At 40.9% G+C, this 21647-nt stretch carries 15 protein-coding genes; 10 read left to right on the top strand and 5 right to left on the bottom strand.

Going from position 1 to position 21647, the window contains the following annotated elements; genetic code table 11:
* The first annotated feature begins 161 nt into the window (after window positions 1-161).
* From DI077_RS03000 to DI077_RS02980, 5 genes are all read left to right on the top strand, one after another.
* Window positions 162-806, top strand: a complete 645-nt coding sequence (locus DI077_RS03000) for a hypothetical protein (protein ID WP_109020108.1) — start codon at window positions 162-164, stop codon at window positions 804-806.
* Window positions 803-7159, top strand: coding sequence for a TIGR04388 family protein (locus DI077_RS02995; RefSeq protein ID WP_109020106.1), 6357 nt, complete (start codon window positions 803-805; stop codon window positions 7157-7159). Before DI077_RS03000 ends, DI077_RS02995 begins: the two co-directional genes overlap by 4 nt.
* A gap of 4 nt (window positions 7160-7163) precedes the next feature.
* Entirely contained in the window at window positions 7164-7733 is a 570-nt protein-coding gene (locus tag DI077_RS02990; protein WP_135354877.1) for a hypothetical protein, read from the top strand.
* A 401-nt stretch (window positions 7734-8134) separates the two neighbouring features.
* Entirely contained in the window at window positions 8135-9211 is a 1077-nt protein-coding gene (locus tag DI077_RS02985) for a C39 family peptidase (protein ID WP_167837136.1), read from the top strand.
* Window positions 9198-9797, top strand: a complete 600-nt coding sequence (locus DI077_RS02980; RefSeq protein ID WP_135354876.1) for a hypothetical protein — start codon at window positions 9198-9200, stop codon at window positions 9795-9797. The genes DI077_RS02985 and DI077_RS02980 overlap by 14 nt, the downstream gene beginning before the upstream one ends.
* Before the next feature lie 319 nt (window positions 9798-10116).
* On the opposite strand, the gene DI077_RS02975 is transcribed toward DI077_RS02980, so the two are convergent.
* On the bottom strand, window positions 10117-10671 hold the full coding sequence (locus DI077_RS02975; protein WP_242935328.1) for a hypothetical protein: 555 nt from the start codon (window positions 10669-10671) through the stop codon (window positions 10117-10119).
* Between the two features lie 182 nt (window positions 10672-10853).
* Between DI077_RS02975 and DI077_RS02970 the strand changes: the two genes are divergently transcribed.
* Window positions 10854-12833, top strand: a complete 1980-nt coding sequence (locus DI077_RS02970; protein ID WP_109020101.1) for a methyl-accepting chemotaxis protein — start codon at window positions 10854-10856, stop codon at window positions 12831-12833.
* A gap of 63 nt (window positions 12834-12896) precedes the next feature.
* Here DI077_RS02970 and secA read toward each other — a convergent pair whose 3' ends face one another.
* From secA to DI077_RS02955, 3 genes are read right to left on the bottom strand one after another with little or no spacing between them, the layout of a single operon-like run.
* A complete protein-coding gene (gene secA, locus DI077_RS02965) occupies window positions 12897-15656 on the bottom strand; it encodes a preprotein translocase subunit SecA (RefSeq protein ID WP_109020100.1) in 2760 nt (919 codons plus the stop codon).
* A 10-nt stretch (window positions 15657-15666) separates the two neighbouring features.
* Window positions 15667-16356: a type 1 glutamine amidotransferase gene (locus DI077_RS02960; RefSeq protein WP_109020099.1), complete on the bottom strand. Its 690-nt coding sequence runs from the start codon at window positions 16354-16356 to the stop codon at window positions 15667-15669.
* Complete coding sequence (locus DI077_RS02955; RefSeq protein WP_109020098.1) at window positions 16353-16940, bottom strand: TlpA family protein disulfide reductase; 588 nt, start codon at window positions 16938-16940, stop codon at window positions 16353-16355. Before DI077_RS02955 ends, DI077_RS02960 begins: the two co-directional genes overlap by 4 nt.
* Window positions 16941-17080: 140 nt before the next feature.
* On the opposite strand from DI077_RS02955, the gene DI077_RS02950 reads away from it, so the two are divergent.
* Together DI077_RS02950 and DI077_RS19790 are read left to right on the top strand one after the other, a co-directional pair.
* Complete coding sequence (locus DI077_RS02950; RefSeq protein WP_109020097.1) at window positions 17081-17554, top strand: DNA primase; 474 nt, start codon at window positions 17081-17083, stop codon at window positions 17552-17554.
* Window positions 17555-17559: 5 nt separating this feature from the next.
* Window positions 17560-19020: a 6-hydroxymethylpterin diphosphokinase MptE-like protein gene (locus tag DI077_RS19790; protein ID WP_109020096.1), complete on the top strand. Its 1461-nt coding sequence runs from the start codon at window positions 17560-17562 to the stop codon at window positions 19018-19020.
* On the opposite strand, the gene DI077_RS02940 is transcribed toward DI077_RS19790, so the two are convergent.
* Window positions 19017-19235: a hypothetical protein gene (locus tag DI077_RS02940; protein WP_109020095.1), complete on the bottom strand. Its 219-nt coding sequence runs from the start codon at window positions 19233-19235 to the stop codon at window positions 19017-19019. The genes DI077_RS19790 and DI077_RS02940 overlap by 4 nt on opposite strands.
* A 121-nt stretch (window positions 19236-19356) precedes the next feature.
* Between DI077_RS02940 and DI077_RS02935 the strand changes: the two genes are divergently transcribed.
* Both DI077_RS02935 and DI077_RS02930 read left to right on the top strand, forming a co-directional pair.
* Window positions 19357-20829: an HDOD domain-containing protein gene (locus tag DI077_RS02935; RefSeq protein WP_109020094.1), complete on the top strand. Its 1473-nt coding sequence runs from the start codon at window positions 19357-19359 to the stop codon at window positions 20827-20829.
* The gene (locus DI077_RS02930) at window positions 20822-21604 is read left to right on the top strand and encodes an ABC transporter ATP-binding protein (RefSeq protein ID WP_109020093.1); all 783 of its coding nucleotides are present in this window, start codon (window positions 20822-20824) and stop codon (window positions 21602-21604) included. The genes DI077_RS02935 and DI077_RS02930 overlap by 8 nt, the downstream gene beginning before the upstream one ends.
* Window positions 21605-21647 lie beyond the last annotated feature (43 nt).

Genomic DNA, 21647 nt, shown 5'->3' with positions numbered 1-21647 from the left:
AATTAAATTCGCTAGCTCACCAAACAGACGGATTGCTTAATTTATAAACACTTATCTGAAGCAAGATATAATCCCAATCAGTCTAGCTTATTTTGCAACTAACTCCAAAGAATAAAATATTTATAAAAAAACCTTGTTATCTTTTCTAAGATCAGCTTGTAATGGCTGTTATCGTGGAGTTCTTTCGGAAAATAGCAAAGTTACAAACAAGTAGAAATCTATTTCTACTGATTTTGTTATGTTCCACTCCAAGCTATTTATTTGCCGAATCAAACATAACCACCGCTGATTTCGAATCGGAGCTGGAAACTACTGTCTGGGAATCCGAGCTGAAGTCAAAAAATAGTTTCCCGAAAGATCCCGATTCCCATAAGATTTTTAGCCAAAATCAGACTCAAGCCGCTCCGCAGGTATCATCCCTCCCCGCGCATTCAGAAATGGAAGCCGATTGGGAAAACGAAGAAAGGGATCTGGTTTCGGAAATCATCACCTTACAAAAGCAGGTCCAATCCGATTTTCATAAGGAAATGGCAGGTTTGCAAACCGCTTCCTTCCTGCCAGAGTCCGATTCCGAAAGCTCTCCTTACTTTTACTCATCCAAAGTTCTACTTATATCCGGTTCCGATAAATTTGAACCTTCCTTTGTTCGTATAACAAACACTAGAAAACCTTTTGATTCTCAAAATCAAACTCTTGGTTTCCGATCCATTTGTCCTAATCTCTCGATTCCCAATCGCTTTTTACAATTTTTAGCAATCAAACTTAACTCTCCCCCTCCGGGTTTCCCAAAACAGGTTCGCACATGAAAAACTCTCTCTTCTCCCACTCTAACAAAAAATACACAACCTTTAGCCTGGACTTCGGTTCCAGAATCGGATTCTCCGAAAGACTCACCTCCCTCGTTTTACTTACTGTTTTTTTATTCACGATTGCTTTGCCCATAGAGGTTCTGGCGCAGAGTGTTCCCCAACTTACCAAAACAAAACCATTTAGAAACACGGACTTACAACCTTACGTTGAGTCTGCGGCAGCGAGCCAAACCAGCGAATCCGGTTTTATGAGTATTGTAAGAGGTGCAGAAGATGCAGTCGAAGCATCTTGGGAAGCGGAAGTAGAAGCGGAGATCAATACGATCCTTAGCTCAGTCACAACCACCGACCCTGTAAATGATGTTAGCGTTTACAGACAGGCAGTTCAAGCACAGCTCACCTTACAAAAACAACAAGCAAAAGCCAATTGGATTGCAGATGCATCCAGCTATATTCAGTCCGAATTGAATGCTTTTCTCAACACTCTTTCCGCTAAAAAAGACCAAGACATAGAAACCAACAAACAAGGGCTCATCGGAAGTATTGACCCGGCAGTTCAGGCGGTAACCGGCTTTGCGGAGGCTTCCCAAGAAGCGAACCCCGCACAAGTCACGGACGGATACACACAAGGTGCCGCTCTTTGGGATAGCAAATGGCAGGATCTACTCACCAAACAAGAGAATTGGGAACAAGATTCCGTGGCCGCCATCCAAAACGGGATCTTACAATGGAATACTACGATCAGCAACCTAACCCAGGAAAAACAAGACTATCTGGATGGGATTGCCATGACCAAGGAACAGTGGCTTCAGAACAAAGGTATGATCGAAAGTGCAGAGAATGCACTCAGGTCTTCTTTGCAAGGAACTGTCAATAGCATCCAATCCCAAAGAATACAACTGGCAACAAGCGTCAATGGCGACAAAGTGATGAGTGATGCATTCGGAGATGTAGATGCTCTCCTGAGTGAAATACAACAAAAATTAAACGACCATGCCTCCATATCCGAGATGGCCCAAACTCTAGGAACTTTTTTCCGAAACCAGGAAAACTATGCCAAAAATAAAGTCAATGAATGGGATGTATTGAAATGGGAAACAGTGACTGTAAGTCAACAACTTACTTATACCCAAGATGTTGGGGATACAACAGTAAGCTGTAGTGCTTATGGTGGATCCGGTGGTTGCGGTAGCTATCCCCCAGGCACTACTTATAATATCATTTATCAAGCGAATGGAACTTTCAACGGGTATTCTGTTGCTTCCGCTGTAAATTATGACACGAGAGGCACAGCTACTGCATTGATGAATGCAGGGAGGGTGCATGATTTTTTAACTTCTTATGACGCAGCGGCATGGGTTGTCGGTCAAAATTTCTCTACCCCTTCCGATAGTAGCACTGGTGCATGGGGTGGTCATCAAGAAACAAAGTATGTCGCCACTTCTAATTACCCTTACTATACATATGGAGGAACAACTGATGGTGTACAATGTTATCAACCAGGTAGAGGTACTTGTAACTACGCAATCCCCCCGGCAGGAATAAAAATGTATGGGTATTATGTTCCTCAATTACTTTCCGATCAGTCTTATTATCTCAACGTTTCTAACGATGTCTTGGAAGGGCAAGTCGCCACCAACAACAGCATTCGTAATGCAGTTTCAAAAAATTATAACGCCACTTTCACTCCAAATACTGCACAAGGATATTTAACCGGAAGCGAACAAGCGATTGCAGGTACCACAAAGATATTCTTAGGCAATACAGACATTACAGGAGCCGGGAACTGGTATGACCAACTGGGTTGGTACAACAATGTCAGTATCTATACGGATTATCGATATATAGATAAAGACAAACAAGGAAACCAAGATACTTGGAAAGGACACCAAGCCAACTATAAAAGTCTGGCAGATACTTTCTTAAGTCTGGTCAATCCACTCCAAGATTGGGAAGATAGAAGCAAACAGTACACAGACGAATACGAAGTCTCTCTCGCCAATCTGGAAGAAGCGAAGAACCTCGCGGTTCTTAATTTTGATACCCAAATCGCAAGTCTCAAAACACAGAGAGACAATTGGATCACTGATGTTTACGGATTTGAAGTCGCGGGAACAGGTGCCGTTGGTAACGAAAACAGTAGATTCCGAGCAGGACAACAAGCTTGGCAAGATACAATCGTTACATTCAAATCGGTTGAGCTGAATTGGTTCCTCACAGCCAAAGAAGCACTGAACAAAGCGGTAGAAGACCCGAGCACAGGTGAGAAAAAATTCCAAGCCGATGCCATCTCGGTCGCTCAAAACCTACAATCCCAAATTGTAAATTCATACAATAATACAACCCAGATGTACGATAGCTCCCGCCAACTTTGGAATAATTACCAATACAATTATTCCAATCAACTATTGGACCAAGCAGTATCCGGAAAAACAAATGAAATCCAAATGGGGGAAGCAGGTGCAGTTGTAAGTGGGAAACTCATCGAGTCTTATGCCAGAACAGAAAGTTATACCTCTAGCGAAATGGATGCGACGATCCGAATCCAAAACATTCTGGGAATGTTCGGACAAGAAGGATACGGAATCGAAGAGTTCCAGTCGGTCCAATCCAATATAGATGCTTCCCAGCAAGGCCAGGTTGATTGGAACAATGAATTGAATGGTGGGGATGGAAAATTCGGGTTTATCCCCAGAGCTGCCAGGGACAGAAACACACTCGCGCTTTATCAAGACGTAAGAGATGATACGAAGAAAGCGAACACACTTCAAAAAGAAGTGTTGGAAAAAGAAAACAAGATACTCGCCCAAGTGGAACAATACTTTAAGAAAGCCGATGATTTCCTAAAACTGGCGGAAGAATACGAAGAGAAAGGTAAGTTCGACGAAGCAGCGTATTACACAGGACAGGCGGTAGCTAAAAAGGCGGAGGCGAGATCCATCATCACGGATAATTATGCGAAGCTCGGGGACTTTATGCTGCAAGAGGTTTCGTCCAGATCTCTTAGTTATACGAAATCTTCATTCCTAAATTACAAAGATTCCCTTATCAGTAAAAGTTTCGACGATTCGGAATCCATTGCCAAACAAATCAAACAAGGCCAGAATCAAATTGATGGAATCAGAGAATCCGGTGAGGCTTACGATAAAATCCAAGGTTTACTTGCTACATCCCAAAGTTTAGTTCAAAAAGGAACCGAATCCCAAAATCTAGTAAACCAACTACTCGCGCAATCGGAACAGCTTGCGAACAAAAACCTCAAAGGGGAATTGTTAGACGGACTGGCTGAGATGATCGCTGCCATAGAAAGTGGTGCGCCTGCATCCGTTTCCGATGGATCGGAGATTGCAGAAGCAATCAATGCATCCAACCAGGCACTCAAGGAAACCAGAGAGCAAGTAGACGGACTGCTCTCCCATATGAATTCACTCGTCACAAACGAGAATGATATTAAGAACTTAGGTGCCCTGCTCAACGGTTCGGGCCAGGCGATGAATTATGCGGCTAACAGCGCCATTGCGAAATACCTGGATGATTATTCCCAACAGTTTATAGAAGAGAATGAAGCGAGAAGCAAATCCCTCAGACAAGAACTTTTCCTCAAATATTCGCAAGGGGAAGAGTATGCCTACTTAAGAAAAGAAGGTTATGAGTTCCGTATTCAGGGAGACTATATCGTAGGGTCCCGATCAATCCACAGTGGAGACTTTAAGATCGCAGGGAATGCGATGCAGGATTCCAGTTACTCTCCTCTCTTTACGGCGCAAAATATAGAGATCAATACTAAGTTTGATCCGGGCACGTTGCGTGTGGATACACTCGGCATAGATTCATTAATGAATACGGAATTTAACGCCGACAGAGTGACCCAAGTTGCCGCATATGTGGACAACATGGCAAACAATATGGAAGAGATGTTTGCTCAGTTCAGTGATAAGACGGAAGAAACAAAAGCATATTATACTCAGAATGAAGAAATCAAAACACAGAACATAGAGACTTATAAAAAACTAAGTAACTATTTTTTAACCAACTTCCAGGGCATGGAAGCTACCTTTAGCCAGGCTTATGCACCAAATATGGGCGGGCTTCGGGATAATTTCAAACAGTCAAAATACAATTTCAGACAAGGAACTCTTCCTGGTGATTCCAAAGGAGAGAATTGGGTTTCTATCAAAGGAGTGCCTGTTTCCACAGAACGCCACTTAGGTTCCAGAGAGTTAAGAGGAACTGTAAATATCAAAGGTATACCGATCGAGATGAGTTATGGAATACAAGACCTCAATATTCCTGCCGCATTCTCTCTCGGAGCTATGGGTCATAGCTTTGAGCTCAACGGTATGGGAACTACTTTCGCAGCTAATGAAGTAACAGCCGCTAATGGAGCATTCACTCAATATCTGGATGGCACAATCAAAGACGTTCAAGCCAAAGCGAAGGCAAATGAATCGGAGAAAGAAAGCAAAGGTTTTCTATTTGATGTTCTTTCCGGAACGGCCAGCGGACAAAACCTAGCACAAAGTTTCAAATCAGTCGTCACAGAAAAAGTTAATGGTATTATCACTTCCGCCATTGCCGAAGCAACCGGTCTTCCTGCGGGACTCATCTCCGGTCTTGTCGGTGGTAAGTCGATGAAGGACGCTGTCAAAGACTACGCAAAACAAGAAGCGACCAATGCCATCGCCGAAGCGACAGGTATTCCTGCATGGGCTATCTCACAACAGTTAGATAAGATGAGTAAGCCTAAGGAGAAGTTTTATGAGACTAAGGAATTTCAAATAGTAACAACAGTTGCCGCAGTAGCACTTGCTCCGTTTACAGGCGGAGCTTCTCTATATGTAGCAGTTGCAGCGAGTGCAGCGATCGGAGCAGCACAAGGCGCTGCAAGTGGCGGACTACAAGGTGCGTTAGTTGGTGCCGCAGGAGGTGCACTCGGTGCTGTTACTCGAAGTGTATCCGGAGGATCGGTAACTGTTGGACTATCTTACAGCGCTGAGAATGGATTCGGTGCAAGTGTAGGTGTTGGGTACGGTCCAGCAACAGTTACGGCCGGGATTAGCCAGAAAGGGGGAACAACTGTCGGGCTCGGATTTGAAGCCGGGGGATTGTCTGCAGGATTATCTTATTCTGAGCAAGATGGATTCGGAGGCAATGTAGGAATCGCTTCCGAAAATGGAAATAGCCTGGCGTTAAACTATAGTCAGGCTTCCGGTCTGGGAGTCAATATAGGAAGGGAATTTGGGAATGGTGTCTCAGGGGGGTTGAGTTATAGTCAGCAGAACGGATTCGGTGCGAATGTAGATGTTGCTTATGAGAATAAATTAAGCAAAAACAATGGTACAGGGGCCGGACTAGAACTAACCCAGAACGGAGGACTTACCGTAAATCTCAATGCAGCCGGTGGCGCAAATGCGGGTTCTTGGAATTCTCAAACCGGCTTCCAGGCAAATACAAATTTCTTAACCGATCAGTGGCAAAACAAATACAATAAAGATCAAGAAGAGAAACAAGCAGGGCTTGATCAAGCGGAAGCTGAAGCAAAACAGAAAGAAGCACAAAATAATGAAGGCGCCGATATCATTGCGGGGGCAAGCCGAATCGGGAAGAAGGAAGGAGATGAGCCAGATGCTCCAGGCACACCTATTGATCGTAATGCGAATAGTCGTGAGGCGATGCCAGACATAAGTGATCCAGGAGATAGTGTGCCTGATCCGGGAGAACCAGAGAATGCTCCAACATCGGAGAACAGTAACAAAGATAATTTACAATTGGATGTCAGAAAAATCAAACAACAAGATTTTCGAGTAAGTTCAAGTGAAGGATTATTCAGTTCAATGAGAAATGGATTAATGACTGCTGCAATGAAGGCCAACGGATGCTACGCAGCTACATTAATTGCTAGCGGGGAAGCGGATGGTGGAAAAAAAGTTGATCCAAATTCTGTATTGAACAAAGCAATTAAAAAAGGATACGTCGATGGCTATTCCGGTGAAGTATTAAATACAGTAGATTTATACAAGCTTGCTGGGGGAACAAAAACAAATTTAGAACGAGTAACCGGCAAAGGAATTACTGCAGAATATATCTCTTCTCAACTTGAAAATGGGAATACGCTCCAAATGAAATTACTTAAGAAAAATGGTGGTACACACTTTGAGGTAATCAAAGGAATTGAAACTATCGGTGGACAAAAGTATTTCAAGCTTATGGATCCCGGTTACAATGATGGCTATGAATATCTTAATCAAAAGACAATGAAAATTGGCTTAATCAACGAAACTGGAGAATTTATAGCAAGAAAAGATATAAATTCAATTGAAAGAATTCAAACTATAAAGAATTCTGAATAAAAATATGAGAAGATTTTTTTTCCCCATGCTCGGGCTCTGTTTAATTCTTTTATCTAGTAGTTTATCTGCAAAGAAGCCACTGATAACTGTAGGTAAAGATGAATGCTTCATAATCAATTCCAAAGAAGTCATCTACGATGGAAAAAAAGAAAATGGGGAAGTCATAAAACTCAATCTACCAATATATAGAGGAACCGAAGAGCCGGCAACATATTCAGACCTTAAATCAATGGTAATGGCTAACAATGAATATTTACTGAATTTTTGCTACTATAAGAACAAGGAGCAAACAAGAAAAGAGCTGCTATTTGACATTATTAATTTTTATAAAAAAAATCTACTTAAGAATATAGATACAAATAAGCCAAGCCTTCTTGCCGTAGAGGATAATGAATATATCATCTATTACGATTTTTTATATGAAGGAGTACCTGGACATATTCTTATCATGGCTTTAGATGCAACTAATTTATCATACCACTTTGGAGACGTTAGGCTAGCTCAACTGAAAAATAATAATCTACCAATCTTTTTAGTATTAAATATTGGGAAGTATAGTTCATATAAAAAATGATATTAAGCCTGGTAAAAACCAATTAGCCAAACAAATTGATCCACAGAAAGAGCTATACAGCAGTATGGCGGTCAAACATTTTTGAGAATTTGGCTTCCTCTGAAAAAAAATAGCTCTGAAATCACTCTTTAATCACTGAAGAGCGATTATAAATCAAAAATCCTCTTTTATTTTTTTCCTTCCTTGAATCCCAAAACAATCTCCAACAACAAATAACAAACCCCTTCGCCCGGATCGACTGAGCGCCCGCGTCGAGGGAGAGCCGGAAATAGCGCCCAAATAACAAGAAGTAGCTTACTACTCTATTCTTAAAACTGAGTGAAGCACTTCTCGCGGTGGCGAAGGCAGGGATGCCGGAGCTCGTGCGTCGTAACAGGAGGTTACGCGCACAGGAGCGTGGAGTGCGGAACGATTATGGATTCGGTGCGAATGTAGATGTTGCTTATGAGAATAAATTAAGCAAAAACAATGGTACAGGGGCCGGACTAGAACTAACCCAGAACGGAGGACTTACCGTAAATCTCAATGCAGCCGGTGGCGCAAATGCGGGTTCTTGGAATTCTCAAACCGGCTTCCAGGCAAATACAAATTTCTTAACCGATCAGTGGCAAAACAAATACAATAAAGATCAAGAAGAGAAACAAGCAGGGCTTGATCAAGCGGAAGCTGAAGCAAAACAGAAAGAAGCACAAAATAATGAAGGCGCCGATATTATTGCGGGGGCTAGTCGAGTCGGGAAGAAGGAAGGAGGTGCACCAGAGGCTCCTGAGACACCGAAGGATCGCAATGCAAATGGAAGTGAGGTGGTGCCAGACATAAGTGATCCAGAAGACAATATGCCTGATCCGGGAGAACCTGAGAATGCTCCAATCAAGCTATCTGACAAATTAATAATAAAAGAGAATGGTGACTTTGAGCTCCCTATTACAAAAGAAAGCCAATCCAGTTTTGTTGTAAACTTAGGAGAGAAAACTATCTTTGGCAAAAAAATTATTATTCCTGATCCTGTTGCAACTGCTAAACTCAAAAACAATGGCTGCAATGTAGCAAGCATAGTTAGTATTGGAGAATTGAACTCAGGAAAAGATGTTAATGCTAATCAAATTTTAAAGCAAGGAATTGACAAAGGCTTTGTTAGAAGAGATGGTTATGTAATGAACGAATCTGGTCTAATGAAATTGACCGGCTCTACTTCAAACGATAGAACCCAATTCACTGTTGACAAAGACTCAAAAGATAGAATCATAAATAATCTAAAGCAAGGAAACCCAGTCAAAGTTTCTTTAAATAATGGAGCTCACTTTGAGGTCATACATGGTATTGAAACTATTCAAGGTAAGCAGTATTTTAAAGTAATGGATCCAGGTTATCAAGGAGATACCCATTTGGATTCAGACAATTGGCAACCTGGTCGTTTTAAAAATGATAAGTTTGAAGGTACAAAAAGATCAGCTACAGGATTTTATGAGTATAAATAAACTACAATATAGTATGCTCTTCTTTATGCTTTTTTGCTCAAATGTAATTACAGCTGAACAAATACTAACTGAAGATAAGAAAACATTTTGTCGGTATATTAACGCCTCAAATGTTATATATAAAAGTAATCAAGAAAAAATAACTTACAAAGTTCCAATTTATCCAGGGAAAGGTAGGGATATTACTTATGAAGAGTTAGAATCTCAATCTACATCTCCGCCTAATCACTACTTACTGAATAATATTTGCTATAATACAAAGCAAGGAAAAGAACTGGAATTGCTAAATGATATTCTGAAATTTTATCAGAAACAAATGAATGCTGATCTCGATATAAAAAAGCCTACTGCGATTGTAACAGAGGATAATGAATATATCCTGTTCTTTGATTTTTCTTTCCAAAAAAATCCTGCTTACTTAACATTTACTTTAACAAATAGCAATTCAGCATATTATTCAGCAGGCCGTCTAGATCCAAAACGATTAAAGTTCAAAAAAGGACCTTCAGTTATTTATTTGGGCATATCCTTAGAATCGGAAAGTGATTACAAAATATGTCTACGTGATAAATCCTGTGAAATTTAATTTTCAAGCTTAGTTGAGTTCTTTACAAACCAAGTGCAAATTTAACAAATTGGTTCACTGGCCAAAACTAATAAAAGAACGTTTGTTAACATAAGACATAAATCACAAAAATCCTCTTTTTATTTTTCCCCTTACTTGAGCTCCAAAACAATATCCAACAACAAACAATCCACCTGAGCGCTGAGATTACGCACAAGGGATCGCAGTGGAAATCCTTCGCGCAGACCGCGCGAAGATTGGAACGGAGAGCCCGGTCGGGGCTTCGTTTATTTAATAAATATGATTTTGATCCGATGGGCCACCACCTAACAAAAACAAACTATTTTTGTTCCGACTCCGTCTTCTCGGCTTCTTTGTCTCCTTCGGGTTTTTTACGCGGAATGACTTTCTTGAATTGAAAAAGAGATTCTTCATTGGAAGCAGGTTTTATATGATTCACTCTTTCTACCATGGTTCGGCGAAATACGACAGTGATTTCCTCGTCAGGGTCGGAATCAGGTTTGTATTTGCTAACCGGGCGAGTATAAACCCAATACTCCCTATCTCCGTAATGTTTAATTTCATCCGGCTCGCCTAAATATTCTTTTACGAACAAATTGTTTTTAGACGCCAATGTATCTTTTATATCTTGTCTTATTTTAAGTCCCGCCAATTGTTCTTTGGAAAGTTTGGCAACTTGTTCTCTTCGGATTTCTTCGGAAGTTTTTAAGTCGGCTTCGGATTTTTCGAGAAAAGACTTGCACTTCACCTCGTCCTTAAACGTTTCCATACAATTATCATATAATGCTTGTTTGTTTTTCATTTGAACGTCCTGGGAGGAGGAACAATTCAAAACCGCAAAAGTGGTAATGGTCATAATTGCTAAGTTCTTCATATTTCTATGGAAATATAAGGAATCAAATTTTCCAAGCAATAATGAGGTCCTCATTTCGGATGATTCTGCGGAAAGGATTCGCTTCTTTTCGCAATAAAATGACAAAATCCAGACAAATTTCCTAAAAAATAAGCTCTCCTTTTAAGAAAGCTGCTATTATTTGACCAGTAAGGTAAATCTCGATGCTGAAAAGAATCTCCATCAAAAACAGACTTTTTCTATTGCCGTTACCCTTAGTCATACCTATCCTTTTTTTATTTATTTCTTTGTTTTTAGAACAAAACAAAACCATCGGTTTTTCCGAGAAAGAGATCGAAGGAATCCGGAGCACTAAGAAAGTTTATTGGATATTCGAAAACTTAATCTTATTACAAACCAGCCCCGAAAAATACACAAAACGGAAATTAGACGAACATCCGGGTGAAATTTTAGAGGGAGCAAGTATCAATGAATTAACATTGAAATTGGATGCTGCGAGTAAACAAACATTCGATCCTATCCCGATAATCGACGAAGCAAGAACTCTTCAATCGAAAGTGGGAGACGATTCCAATTTAATCTTGGATCCTGACATCGATTCTTATTATCTTATGGATATTACTATCATTCGATTTCCGTCCATATTCGAATCGATTTCCCGGATCAACGCGGAGATTTCCAGCTTATCAAAAAACATATCCCCCAATCAGATTAAATTGGAAACGGAATTGATTTCCATAAAAAAGGAAATCCGGGAAATCAACAAGTCCATACTTAAAGTGAAAGAATTCAATCCTGCATTCTTTGAAGAAAATTATTCGAAATCCCAAACAGAAATAAAGGAATTGGAAAAACAATTTCTGGAATTCGAAAATGAAATTTTAGATCCATCGGGTAAAACCATTTTAAAAAAAGATACAGCGGGTATTCAGTGGGAACAGTTCCCCGGTCTGAAAACATTATCCGATCTGACTTTGGATAGCTTGGAGAAACTAATCAACATTAGAGTAAACAAATTCAAATCGCAGCAGAATTTTTCCATCATTGCCATCATCATCATAGTAGTGCTTGCAATCGTATTTCTCTTAACAATTTTAAATAGCATTCTGAATCCTCTTTCATTGATTGTATCCAAAGTGGAAGAGCTTTCCAGCGAGGAGGCAAATCTGACTCATGAACTGCCCGATATGGGGAACAACGAACTGAGTATATTGTCTCACTCTATCAATAAATTTCTAAAAAATCTAACTGAAATTATCCGAAAAATGAAGACATCTTCCGCCAGTGCGAACGATGCATCGGAAAGATTGCAACGCGGTGCAGAGTCCGTTTCAGAATCGGCAACAAATCTAGCCAGTACTTCGGAGGAATCGTCCGCCGCCTTGGATCAACTTTCCCGTTCTTTCGATCTCATGCTGCAATCGATTATAAGCGAGACGAAAAACATAAATGAGATCGAAAACGAAATGCGGTCTATCAATCATTTTTTAGATGCAGTAAGTAAATCTTTGATTCTATTGGATTCAATCGTAATAGAATCCAATAAAGTTGCAGAAGAAGGTGATGCGACAGTAAAATTTACAGAGTCTTCGATGAAAGAGATTCAAGATGTAACCGGACAAATATCCGGTATCGTCAAATTGATCACTGAAATTTCAGAGCAAACCAACTTACTCGCATTAAATGCAAGTATCGAAGCTGCCCGCGCCGGAGACGCAGGAAAGGGATTTGCAGTTGTTGCGGAAGAAATTTCAAAACTTGCGAACAAAACAAGATCTTCTGTTAACGGGATCAAAGAGTTGATAGAAAAAACGAATGTTTCCGTAAATTCAGGTTCGGATCATGTTTCCAGAACGGTAATCGCGCTTTCCCATATCGTGCAAAATTCACTGTTGATCAAAGATAAAGTCAATCATTTGCAGAAAGAAATGACCACACAAGCAAAGAGCGTAACTCTTGTTACGACAGAATTGAACGGATTGAAAGATATGGCCGAGATGATAGAATTTTCGAGCAAGGAACAAAAGCAAGCATCGGAAGAAATGCAGTCGGTGATAAGTGAATTGGCAAAACGGGCGGAATTACTTGCCCATAACTCGGAAGATTTGAATGTAGTGAGCCGACAGATCACGGACATATCGGCAAACATTGCCGATACAACCGCAAGATTTAAGGTAAAATGAAAAGACGTTCTTCTTTCGAAGGGCTTCCTTTTTCAGAAAGCCTTTTCGTTTGATTGGAATCGATTATTTTTTTCTACGACTGGATCTTCTCTCGGAACCGCCGCCGGAACTGGTCGTGTTTGTGACCTGAGGTTTGGTTTGATTTGATCTCTTTTCGTTTCCGAACATATCCACTTCTTCCCGGGATTCCATTCCTACTTTCTTATATTCCTTAGGAGATTCGGTTCCCACATTGGATTTGTCCGATTCACTCACTTCCAATCGGAAGAGAAAAGATACTACTTCCACTTTCAGGTTGTCCACAAGTTGATCGAAAAGTTTAAAACCTTGGAGTTTGTATTCTACTAGAGGGTTTTTTTCTCCGTAACCTACGGTCCATATACCCTCTTTCAAATGATCCATTGCATAGAGATGGTCTTTCCATCTATGATCCAGGATATCCAGAAATACATTGCTTTCGATCGAACGCCAGATATTCTCTCCGACACGCTCCACCTTACTTTGATAAGTTGCTTTAAAAGCGGATGACACATCTTCGAAAAGCTTAAGTTGAGGATTGGATGCTTTTTTATAGCTTTCAGTATCCAGTTGAAACTGAATTCCGATGGAAGACAACCATTCATTCAAAGGCTCTGTTTCCCAAGAGGACACATTATTTCCTTCGCAATAAGTAATGATTTGGTTTTCCGCCACCTCATCGAGAAAATCCAAAATTTTCTCGGACATATTTCCTTTATCCAACAATTCGTTACGAATTCCATAGATATAAATTCTCTGGCGGTTCATTACATCATCATACTCTAACAAATGTTTACGAATATCGAAGTTATGACCTTCCACTCGCTTCTGAGCGCGGGCAATCGCATTGGAAACCATACTGTGTTCCAACTCTTGTCCTTCCGGCATCTTCAATGTATCCATGATTCGGGCGATTCTGTCCGAACCGAAGATACGCATCAAATCATCCTGAAGAGAAAGATAAAATCGGGAAGATCCCGGATCTCCCTGTCTTCCCGAACGACCTCGTAGCTGGTTGTCAATACGACGGGACTCATGTCTTTCCGAGCCGATGATATGAAGCCCGCCTGCACCGATCACCAAATCATGATCTTTTCTCCATTTGCGGGCGGATTCCAAAATATCGGAACATTGTTTGCGAATTTGGACATGCTCGATACTTGCAAGAGCGGATTCACTTTCGTCGAACTTTTGTTTAACGAGAAGTTCCCGAAAAGCGTAAATCGTTTGAATTCCGTTTCTGGAGTGGATTCCAGCCTTATGTGCGATCTCATCCAGTTTTTCCAGATCGTCTTTGTATTTCTGCGCTCCACCGAGAACAATGTCGGTTCCACGACCCGCCATGTTGGTGGCAATCGTTATAGCGCCAGGTTTTCCGGCATTGGCGACAATTTCGGATTCCCTTTCGTGTTGCTTCGCATTTAATACGTTATGTGGTAAACCATTGGCGGTCAACAGACGGGAAAGAACTTCCGATTTTTCTATGGATATCGTTCCTACAAGAACAGGTTGTTTTTTGGTAACCTTGTCCTGGATGTCTTTGACTACTGCGTCGAATTTTTCCTTCTCCGTTTTATAGACACGATCCGGCAAATCGATTCTTTGGATTTTTACATTGGATGGAATCACGATCACATCCAAACTATAGATTTTTTTGAATTCCTCCGCTTCCGTGTCTGCAGTTCCGGTCATACCCGCGAGTTTGTTATAGATTCTAAAAAAGTTCTGAAATGTGATGGAGGCTAATGTTTGGGATTCACGTGCAATCGGTACACCTTCTTTCGCCTCCAATGCCTGGTGGAGCCCGTCGGAATACCGTCTACCTTTCATTAGACGACCGGTAAATTCATCCACGATGATCACCTGACCTTCCTGAACCACATAATCCTTGTCTTTATCGAAAATCTTATGTGCTTTCAAAGCCTGATGAACGTGATGAACCAATTCGATATTATCCGCATTGTACAAATTATCCACGGACAATAATTCTTCCACGTGATGAACTCCCGTTTCGGAAAGTAATACGTTTTTCGCCTTTTCATCCACTTCATAGTCCTCCCCTTCGATCAAACGGGGAATGATCCGATCCACTTTAATGTATTTGTCGGTGGATTCTTCCGCAGGCCCGGATATGATCAGAGGAGTTCTCGCTTCGTCCACCAAAATGGAATCCACTTCGTCCACGATCGCAAAATTATGATTTCTTTGAACTCTATGTTCTTTATAGGAAACCATATTGTCCCGCAAATAATCAAAACCGAATTCGTTATTGGTTCCGTAAGTTATATCCGAGTTATATGCTTCTTTTCTTTCTTCATGTTCCATATCGTGTTGGATGATACCCACACTGATTTTCAGAAACTCGTAAATCGGTTTCATCCAATTGGCGTCACGTTTCGCCAAATAGTCGTTTACCGTTACAACATGAACACCTTGGCCCGATAATGAATTCAAGTAAATAGGCAGAGTGGAAGTAAGAGTTTTACCTTCTCCCGTTTTCATTTCGGAAATATTTCCCCAATGAAGTGCGATCCCACCCATCATTTGCACGTCGAAATGACGCATACCCAAAGTGCGGTAAGCCACCTCCCTAACAGTTGCAAATGCCTCGGGAAGTATATCGTCCAAAGATTCTCCTTTGGACAAACGTTCTTTAAAAGTTTCAGTTTGATTGGAAAGATCCGAATCGCTCAAAGCGCGTATTTTCGGTTCAAACGCATTGATTGATTCTACAATCGGAGTAAGTTTTTTTAAATCTCTCTCGTATTTACTACCGAAAAGAAATGTCAGTATTTTTTGAAACATAAATCATCCATTATATATTTAGAATATTGCGAAATACGATTTTAGCCGAAGACTCCATCGTTTTTTGATCTTCCACCAGATTGGAAAAATCCCCGTTGCCCTTGGCGATGAATTCCTTATGAACATCCTGCCAAACGCGTAACATCGGCAAAGTCGGTTCGATATGGGTTTGGAATGCGAATGCCTTATCTTTATAGGAAAACATCTGGTTGGGATAAAATCCGCCTTCCAAAAGATGATCGGCACCGTCGGGAATCGTGAACACATCTTCATGCAGATGGAATGCCTGGATTTCGGAAGAATCGATTCCGGCAAAGACCGGATTCGATTTGTTTTTGATCTTTACGGGAGAGAATCCGACTTCCGGACCTTTTTCGCCGACAGTCACTTTACCGCCTAACACCCGTGCAACGATCTGGGAACCCAGACATATCCCTATCAATTTGCGACCGCGAGTGATCAGAACATTTTCAACCAACTCATAATAGGGGGCAAAAAAAGAATCATTGGAATCGTCGGCAACGGTTTGAGGACCACCCAATAAAACAATCAGATCGAAATTCAGATGAGCGGACGGATGAAGTCTGAGTCTTTCGTCGTAAGCATTATGATAACTCACTCGATAACCTTTTTCGCGTAACACATGCTCGACTACGCCGGGTCCTTCACAGTCTTTGAAACGAACCATCAAACTTCTCATAAGCCCATCCCGAATTGATGACGAAAAAATGCGACCTTCGGATCTTTTTCAATTTCTTCCTGTTTTGATTCTTCCGAGATGGAACCTATGAAATTGTAATACAATCGCAGAGGTTTGGTTTCGAATAATAATGTTTCGGGTGTTCCACTCACCAGAGAATTGGGGATGATGGTAAAAGGGTGTTTCATGAATAAAATGGGAATCTCTATCTTATAATCCGATTTTTCTTTTTCCATAACCTTTTTGGCTTTGGCAAAAGCCTCTCCCCAACTCGCGTCAGCCGGTAAGTCGGGAACAATTTGATAAGGATCCACTACCATATAGATTGCTTTCGAAGGAAATTTGGTTTCAATTTCACGAGAAAGATAATTTAATGTGGGAACTTCCCTTTGGCAAGGGGTACAATTGGGGGCATAGACATTCAGGGCCAATTGTTCTTTTTCCAATTGACTGAATTTGATTTCTTTGCCGTCACTCGTGGTTGCGACCCAGTTTTCTTCCCCGAAATAGGAAGATTTGGTGGGAGCACAGAACCCGAGAAATAAGAAGGTGATTAGGAAGGCGGGGAAGGATATTTGTCCCATTCTAAGATCTTTTCCGTCCTATTCTGTCTCCTGGAGGTAGGCTGTAAAGCCTGTTTTCTCCAAGATTCCCCTTGACACGGGAGCCTGCGCTCCCAGACTGGTTTAACATTCCACTCCTATCTCTGGGGAATCATAAAAAAATGAGCCAATCCAACAAAGAAGACTTTGATATCGTATCCTTAATTGAATTATGCCGTGAAAAAAAATACGAAACCTGTGTCGCTGGCTTTGGAGTGATCGATAAAATCGAAAAAATCACTCTCCCTAAGAAACTTAAAAATAGAAAGCTCACAGTACAAGCACTTTATGCTCTTACAAATGATTTAGTTCAATGGAAATATCTCTCTAAAGAAGAACGCGAAAAACTCCAGGCGGAAAAAGACAAAATCGCAGGAGTTTCCTCTACTCTTACAACCTCCGCAGCACCTCACGCGGAAGAAGACATCGAAGAAGATTTCATTCCGGAAGAAGAAGCTCGCAAACCGGAAGCACTGGACGGCGAAGAAGATGAGTTCGGTGATGACTTCGATGACGATGATGATTCGGACGACGATGACGACGAAGATGATGATGATTCGGACGATGATGACGATGAGGATGATGACAAGGACTAGAAGCCATCGCTTTCCAAGTTATCTTTGAAAACCACAAACTCCTAAATTTCTTTCACCCCGAACAAAATACATTTATACATTCGCGATTCGATCCCAAAAAGGAAGGATCGCGATTTGTTCAATCTCTCTCCCCCAACGAAAATTCCTTACCTTGTTTCATCGGTCTCGGTGCCTTACACCACATAGATTCCTTACTCGAATCCAAAATTCATTTTCCTTTTTTACTTTTCTGGGAGCCTTTTCCGGAAATCCACTCGAACCCTGCGTTTCAAAAAGCTTGGGAGGAAATCGCAAAAAAACTCACTGAGCAAAATAGGAAATTCCGCCTTCTTCCGTCCGACCTGACCACCGAAGAAGCGAGCGAAATACTGGAATCCTTTCAAATCGAGATCGGTAGATCGCAAATTCGATATGAGATCCATCCATTCCCGTATTATGCACGTCATGCGGAAAATGAAATTGCCCGATTTAAAGATTTTCTACTTCAAAAAAACGAATCTTCCGTAAACCGTTCCACAAAATCCCATTTTCAAAAACTATGGACAGGGAATTATTTAAAAAATCTGAAACTCAGTTCCGAAACCGATTCTGCAAAAAGAAAATGGATCGAAGGTTTGGATTTGAAAGGCAAAGACGTATTTTTTTTAGGGGCAAGTCCTTCTTTGGAATCGGAATGGGAGGATCTGCCCAAAGAAAGATCCCGATCCGTTTTGATAGCGGCAGATACAAACATCCAATTTTTACTCGCGAAAAACATCATTCCCGACGCGATTCTTTCTTTAGATCCCGGGCGCGGTACCTTATTTCATTTTTTACCTTCCATTCCGAATACGATTCCTATTCTTACCTGGCTTGGTGCAAATTCCTATTTGTTTTCCCTACCGAACCCGGTTTATCTCATCAATACCAATCATCCTTTCGACCAACTAATTCAGTTTATATGGGAAAGGAAAAAGAATTCGGATCCCGCAAAATCGAATTGGCCGTATTTGAAAAATCCTAGTCTGAATTTGGCTGGGATGGCTCTGTCCTTTGCAAAAGAAGGCAAAGCCGATAAACTTATATTAGTTGGAGTTGGTTTTAAGGAAGAAAAGGGGAAGTCTCATTGCAGGGGAACAGGTTATGAAAGTTATCGTTTACCAATGGTAACCAGAAGAAGTCCCATGGAAAATCTACAAACCGGAATTTATGGAAAAGAGAGAAAGGGCAAAAACAAAATCGCCTGGGAATCAATTTGGAAAAAAGACATTGGTCTAAAAGTTATTTCTATGGAAGAATACAAATCCGTTACGAAAAAAGAGCCGGCCGTTGTCCTTGCTCCTACCGCTATTACGTCCCAACATAAGGAATGGATTCTAAGTTTTCAGGGGATTCCCGCAATGGATCCCTGGTTGTGGGAAAAGGCTTTCCAAGAATTTCCCGATTCAATTTCTATCTCTACTCTAAAACGTTGGAAGTTGATTTAGGCCCCGAATAATATAGGGATTTCACTCAAATTCCATTCTGCTTTTTCTTTGTTAGCAGGTATTGTAGGGATATAAACTATTTTCTTCCTAGGTTTCTTTTCCGAAATTTCAGTCAAGATCCGTTCCAATCTTTCCTCCATCAATGCATGTAGATTTTCCAGATCCAAAGAACCCGATACCTCATTCTTTCCTTTTCCTTCTAAATGTGCTTTCATAAAGATCTCCTTATAGAAACCATGATACCAAAGGGCTGGGACAAATCCCGTACCCCGTAAAAAAAATAACGCAAAGCACCAAAACGTATTCAAAGGGTGTTACTGGGATAAGTAAAGAACAGTGAATTTTCAGGAAATCATCTCTCAATTAGAGACAACGAAAGAATCAAGGCTTAATTATTACTTCGTTACGGAAGAACAAAACCAGGAAATCTACGCCCTTTTGGTTCATGTCATGGGCTACATGGACAAACTGTATTTGGTAGAAGTCATTTTTACCGTTCTAAAAGAACTTCTGATGAATGCGAACAAAGCCAACGCGAAACGGGACTACTTTACACGCGAAAAATTAGACATTCAAAATCCGGAAGATTATATAAAGGGAATGGAAAAGTTCCAAGAAAATATCATTCTTCGCTGGAACGAACAATTGGCCCATTTGGACGGAGGAAATTTTTATATCGGACTTCTTATCAAAGTGGATGGCAATAGCATTCATTTTGCGGTGGAAAACAACGCACCCATTACTCAGGAAGAATTGGCAAGGATCAACAAACGGATCGAAGTCGCCAAAAATTACAACGATCTTGCAGATGCTTTTTCGGACGTATCGGATAGTCAGGAATCTGCAGGACTCGGAATCGTACTCATTCAATTATTGCTTAAAAATTCAGGGATAGGAGCGGACAAATTCAGAATCCACACAAATGAAAAGCTAACGCGCGCTACACTGACCGTGCCTGATGTAACTTCTCCCGTGGAAATTACAACCACTCTCAAAACCAAAATTTTAAATGAGATAGAAGGTTTGCCTCCTCTCCCTCATTCTTTGACAAAAGTCATCCAACTCTGCAATAACCCTGACGCAGACTTGAATATGATTTCCGCAGAAATCGAAAAGAACCCTTCCCTTGCGGCGGACCTTCTGAAACTTTCCAATTCCGCATTTTTTGCTAACCGCAGTCAGGTGAACTCCATTCTACAGGCAGTCAAAGTAGTCGGCCTGAAAAACCTCCGTAATCTTCTCTACGTTTCGGGAGTTCGTAAAATTATGGATGGTCAATACGGTAAAATGCAGGATGTTTGGGAACATTCCAATCGTTGCAGTTATTATGCAAGATTTCTTGCGATGGACCATCCTCATGGAAATAAAATTGCGGATACGATCGCCGTCAGTGCTTTGTTACACGATATAGGAAAATTCGTACTACTTTCAGTGGATCGCGCCTTCTTCAAAAAAATAGAAACCTACCAAAGGGGTTCCGATTCGGGGAACTCCACTCTTTTGGAAGAGATGTCCATCGGTCTCAGCCATCCTCAGTTAGGCGGACTACTTGCAGAGAAATGGGAATTTCCATCCGATCTCCGCGTTGCTATCGAATACCACCACAAACCTTTTATGGCGCCGACTGATTTACGTGACCTGGTTGAAATCATTTACATGGCAAATATGATGTGTGATTTTCAAGAACAGAAAAAAGGTTTTTACGCAATCGACAAAAACCTTCTCGCAAAATTCAATTTGGATAGCTTGGAAATCTTTTCGGAAAAAGTCAAAAAAGTGGAAACCCTATACAAAAAGTCGAATGGATAATTTTCTTCGATTCTCCCATGTTTCCTTTTTTCGAAACGGAAACTGCATCTTAGACGATATATCCTTTTCCGTTCCTAAGGCAGAATCCCTTGTGATACTCGGAAGGAACGGCGCTGGCAAAACGACTCTCATCAATCTTTTGTTTGGTTATCTTTGGCCTACGACCGGCTCTGTTTTCGTCTTGAACGAAGAGTACGGAACAACCGCATTGAAACCGATTCAAACCAAAATCGGAATCGTACAACCCGCCCATCAGGAACAATTGTTACAAAAATCTCTTACAGTTGAAGAGATGATTTTAACAGGGTTCTATGCCACCTTAGGCCTGTACAACGATCCGACGGATGATGATAGGAAGAAAGCAAAGGAAAGACTCTCTCTACTCAACCTCACTCATAAGGCAAAACAGACTTATTCCACTCTTTCTTCCGGCGAAAAATCGAAAGTTTTACTACTTCGTGCACTCGGCAATGGCAAAGAAATTCTGATCCTGGACGAACCAGCCGCAGCTCTCGATGTGACTGCTCGTTTTGAATTGAACGAAAGTATTTCGAAAATCAAAAAAGAAAATCCCGATCTGACGAGAATTTTAATTACCCATCGTTTGGAAGAAATACCTAAAGATTTTTCTTCGGTCCTGCTTTTAAAAGAAGGCAAAATACTAAGTTACGGTAAAAAAGAAGATGTGCTCACTGCGGAACATTTAAGTGAATTGTATGACCTCAATTTGGATGTAGCCGTAAACAACGGTCAATACTCAACCAGTTTCAAATAAAAACTTTCGAAAATAATTTTCAAAATAGAAATTACAAAAAAAA

The organism is Leptospira kobayashii, from assembly GCF_003114835.2.
Classification (GTDB): domain Bacteria; phylum Spirochaetota; class Leptospiria; order Leptospirales; family Leptospiraceae; genus Leptospira_A; species Leptospira_A kobayashii.
This window is presented reverse-complemented; position numbering and strand designations above follow the sequence as displayed.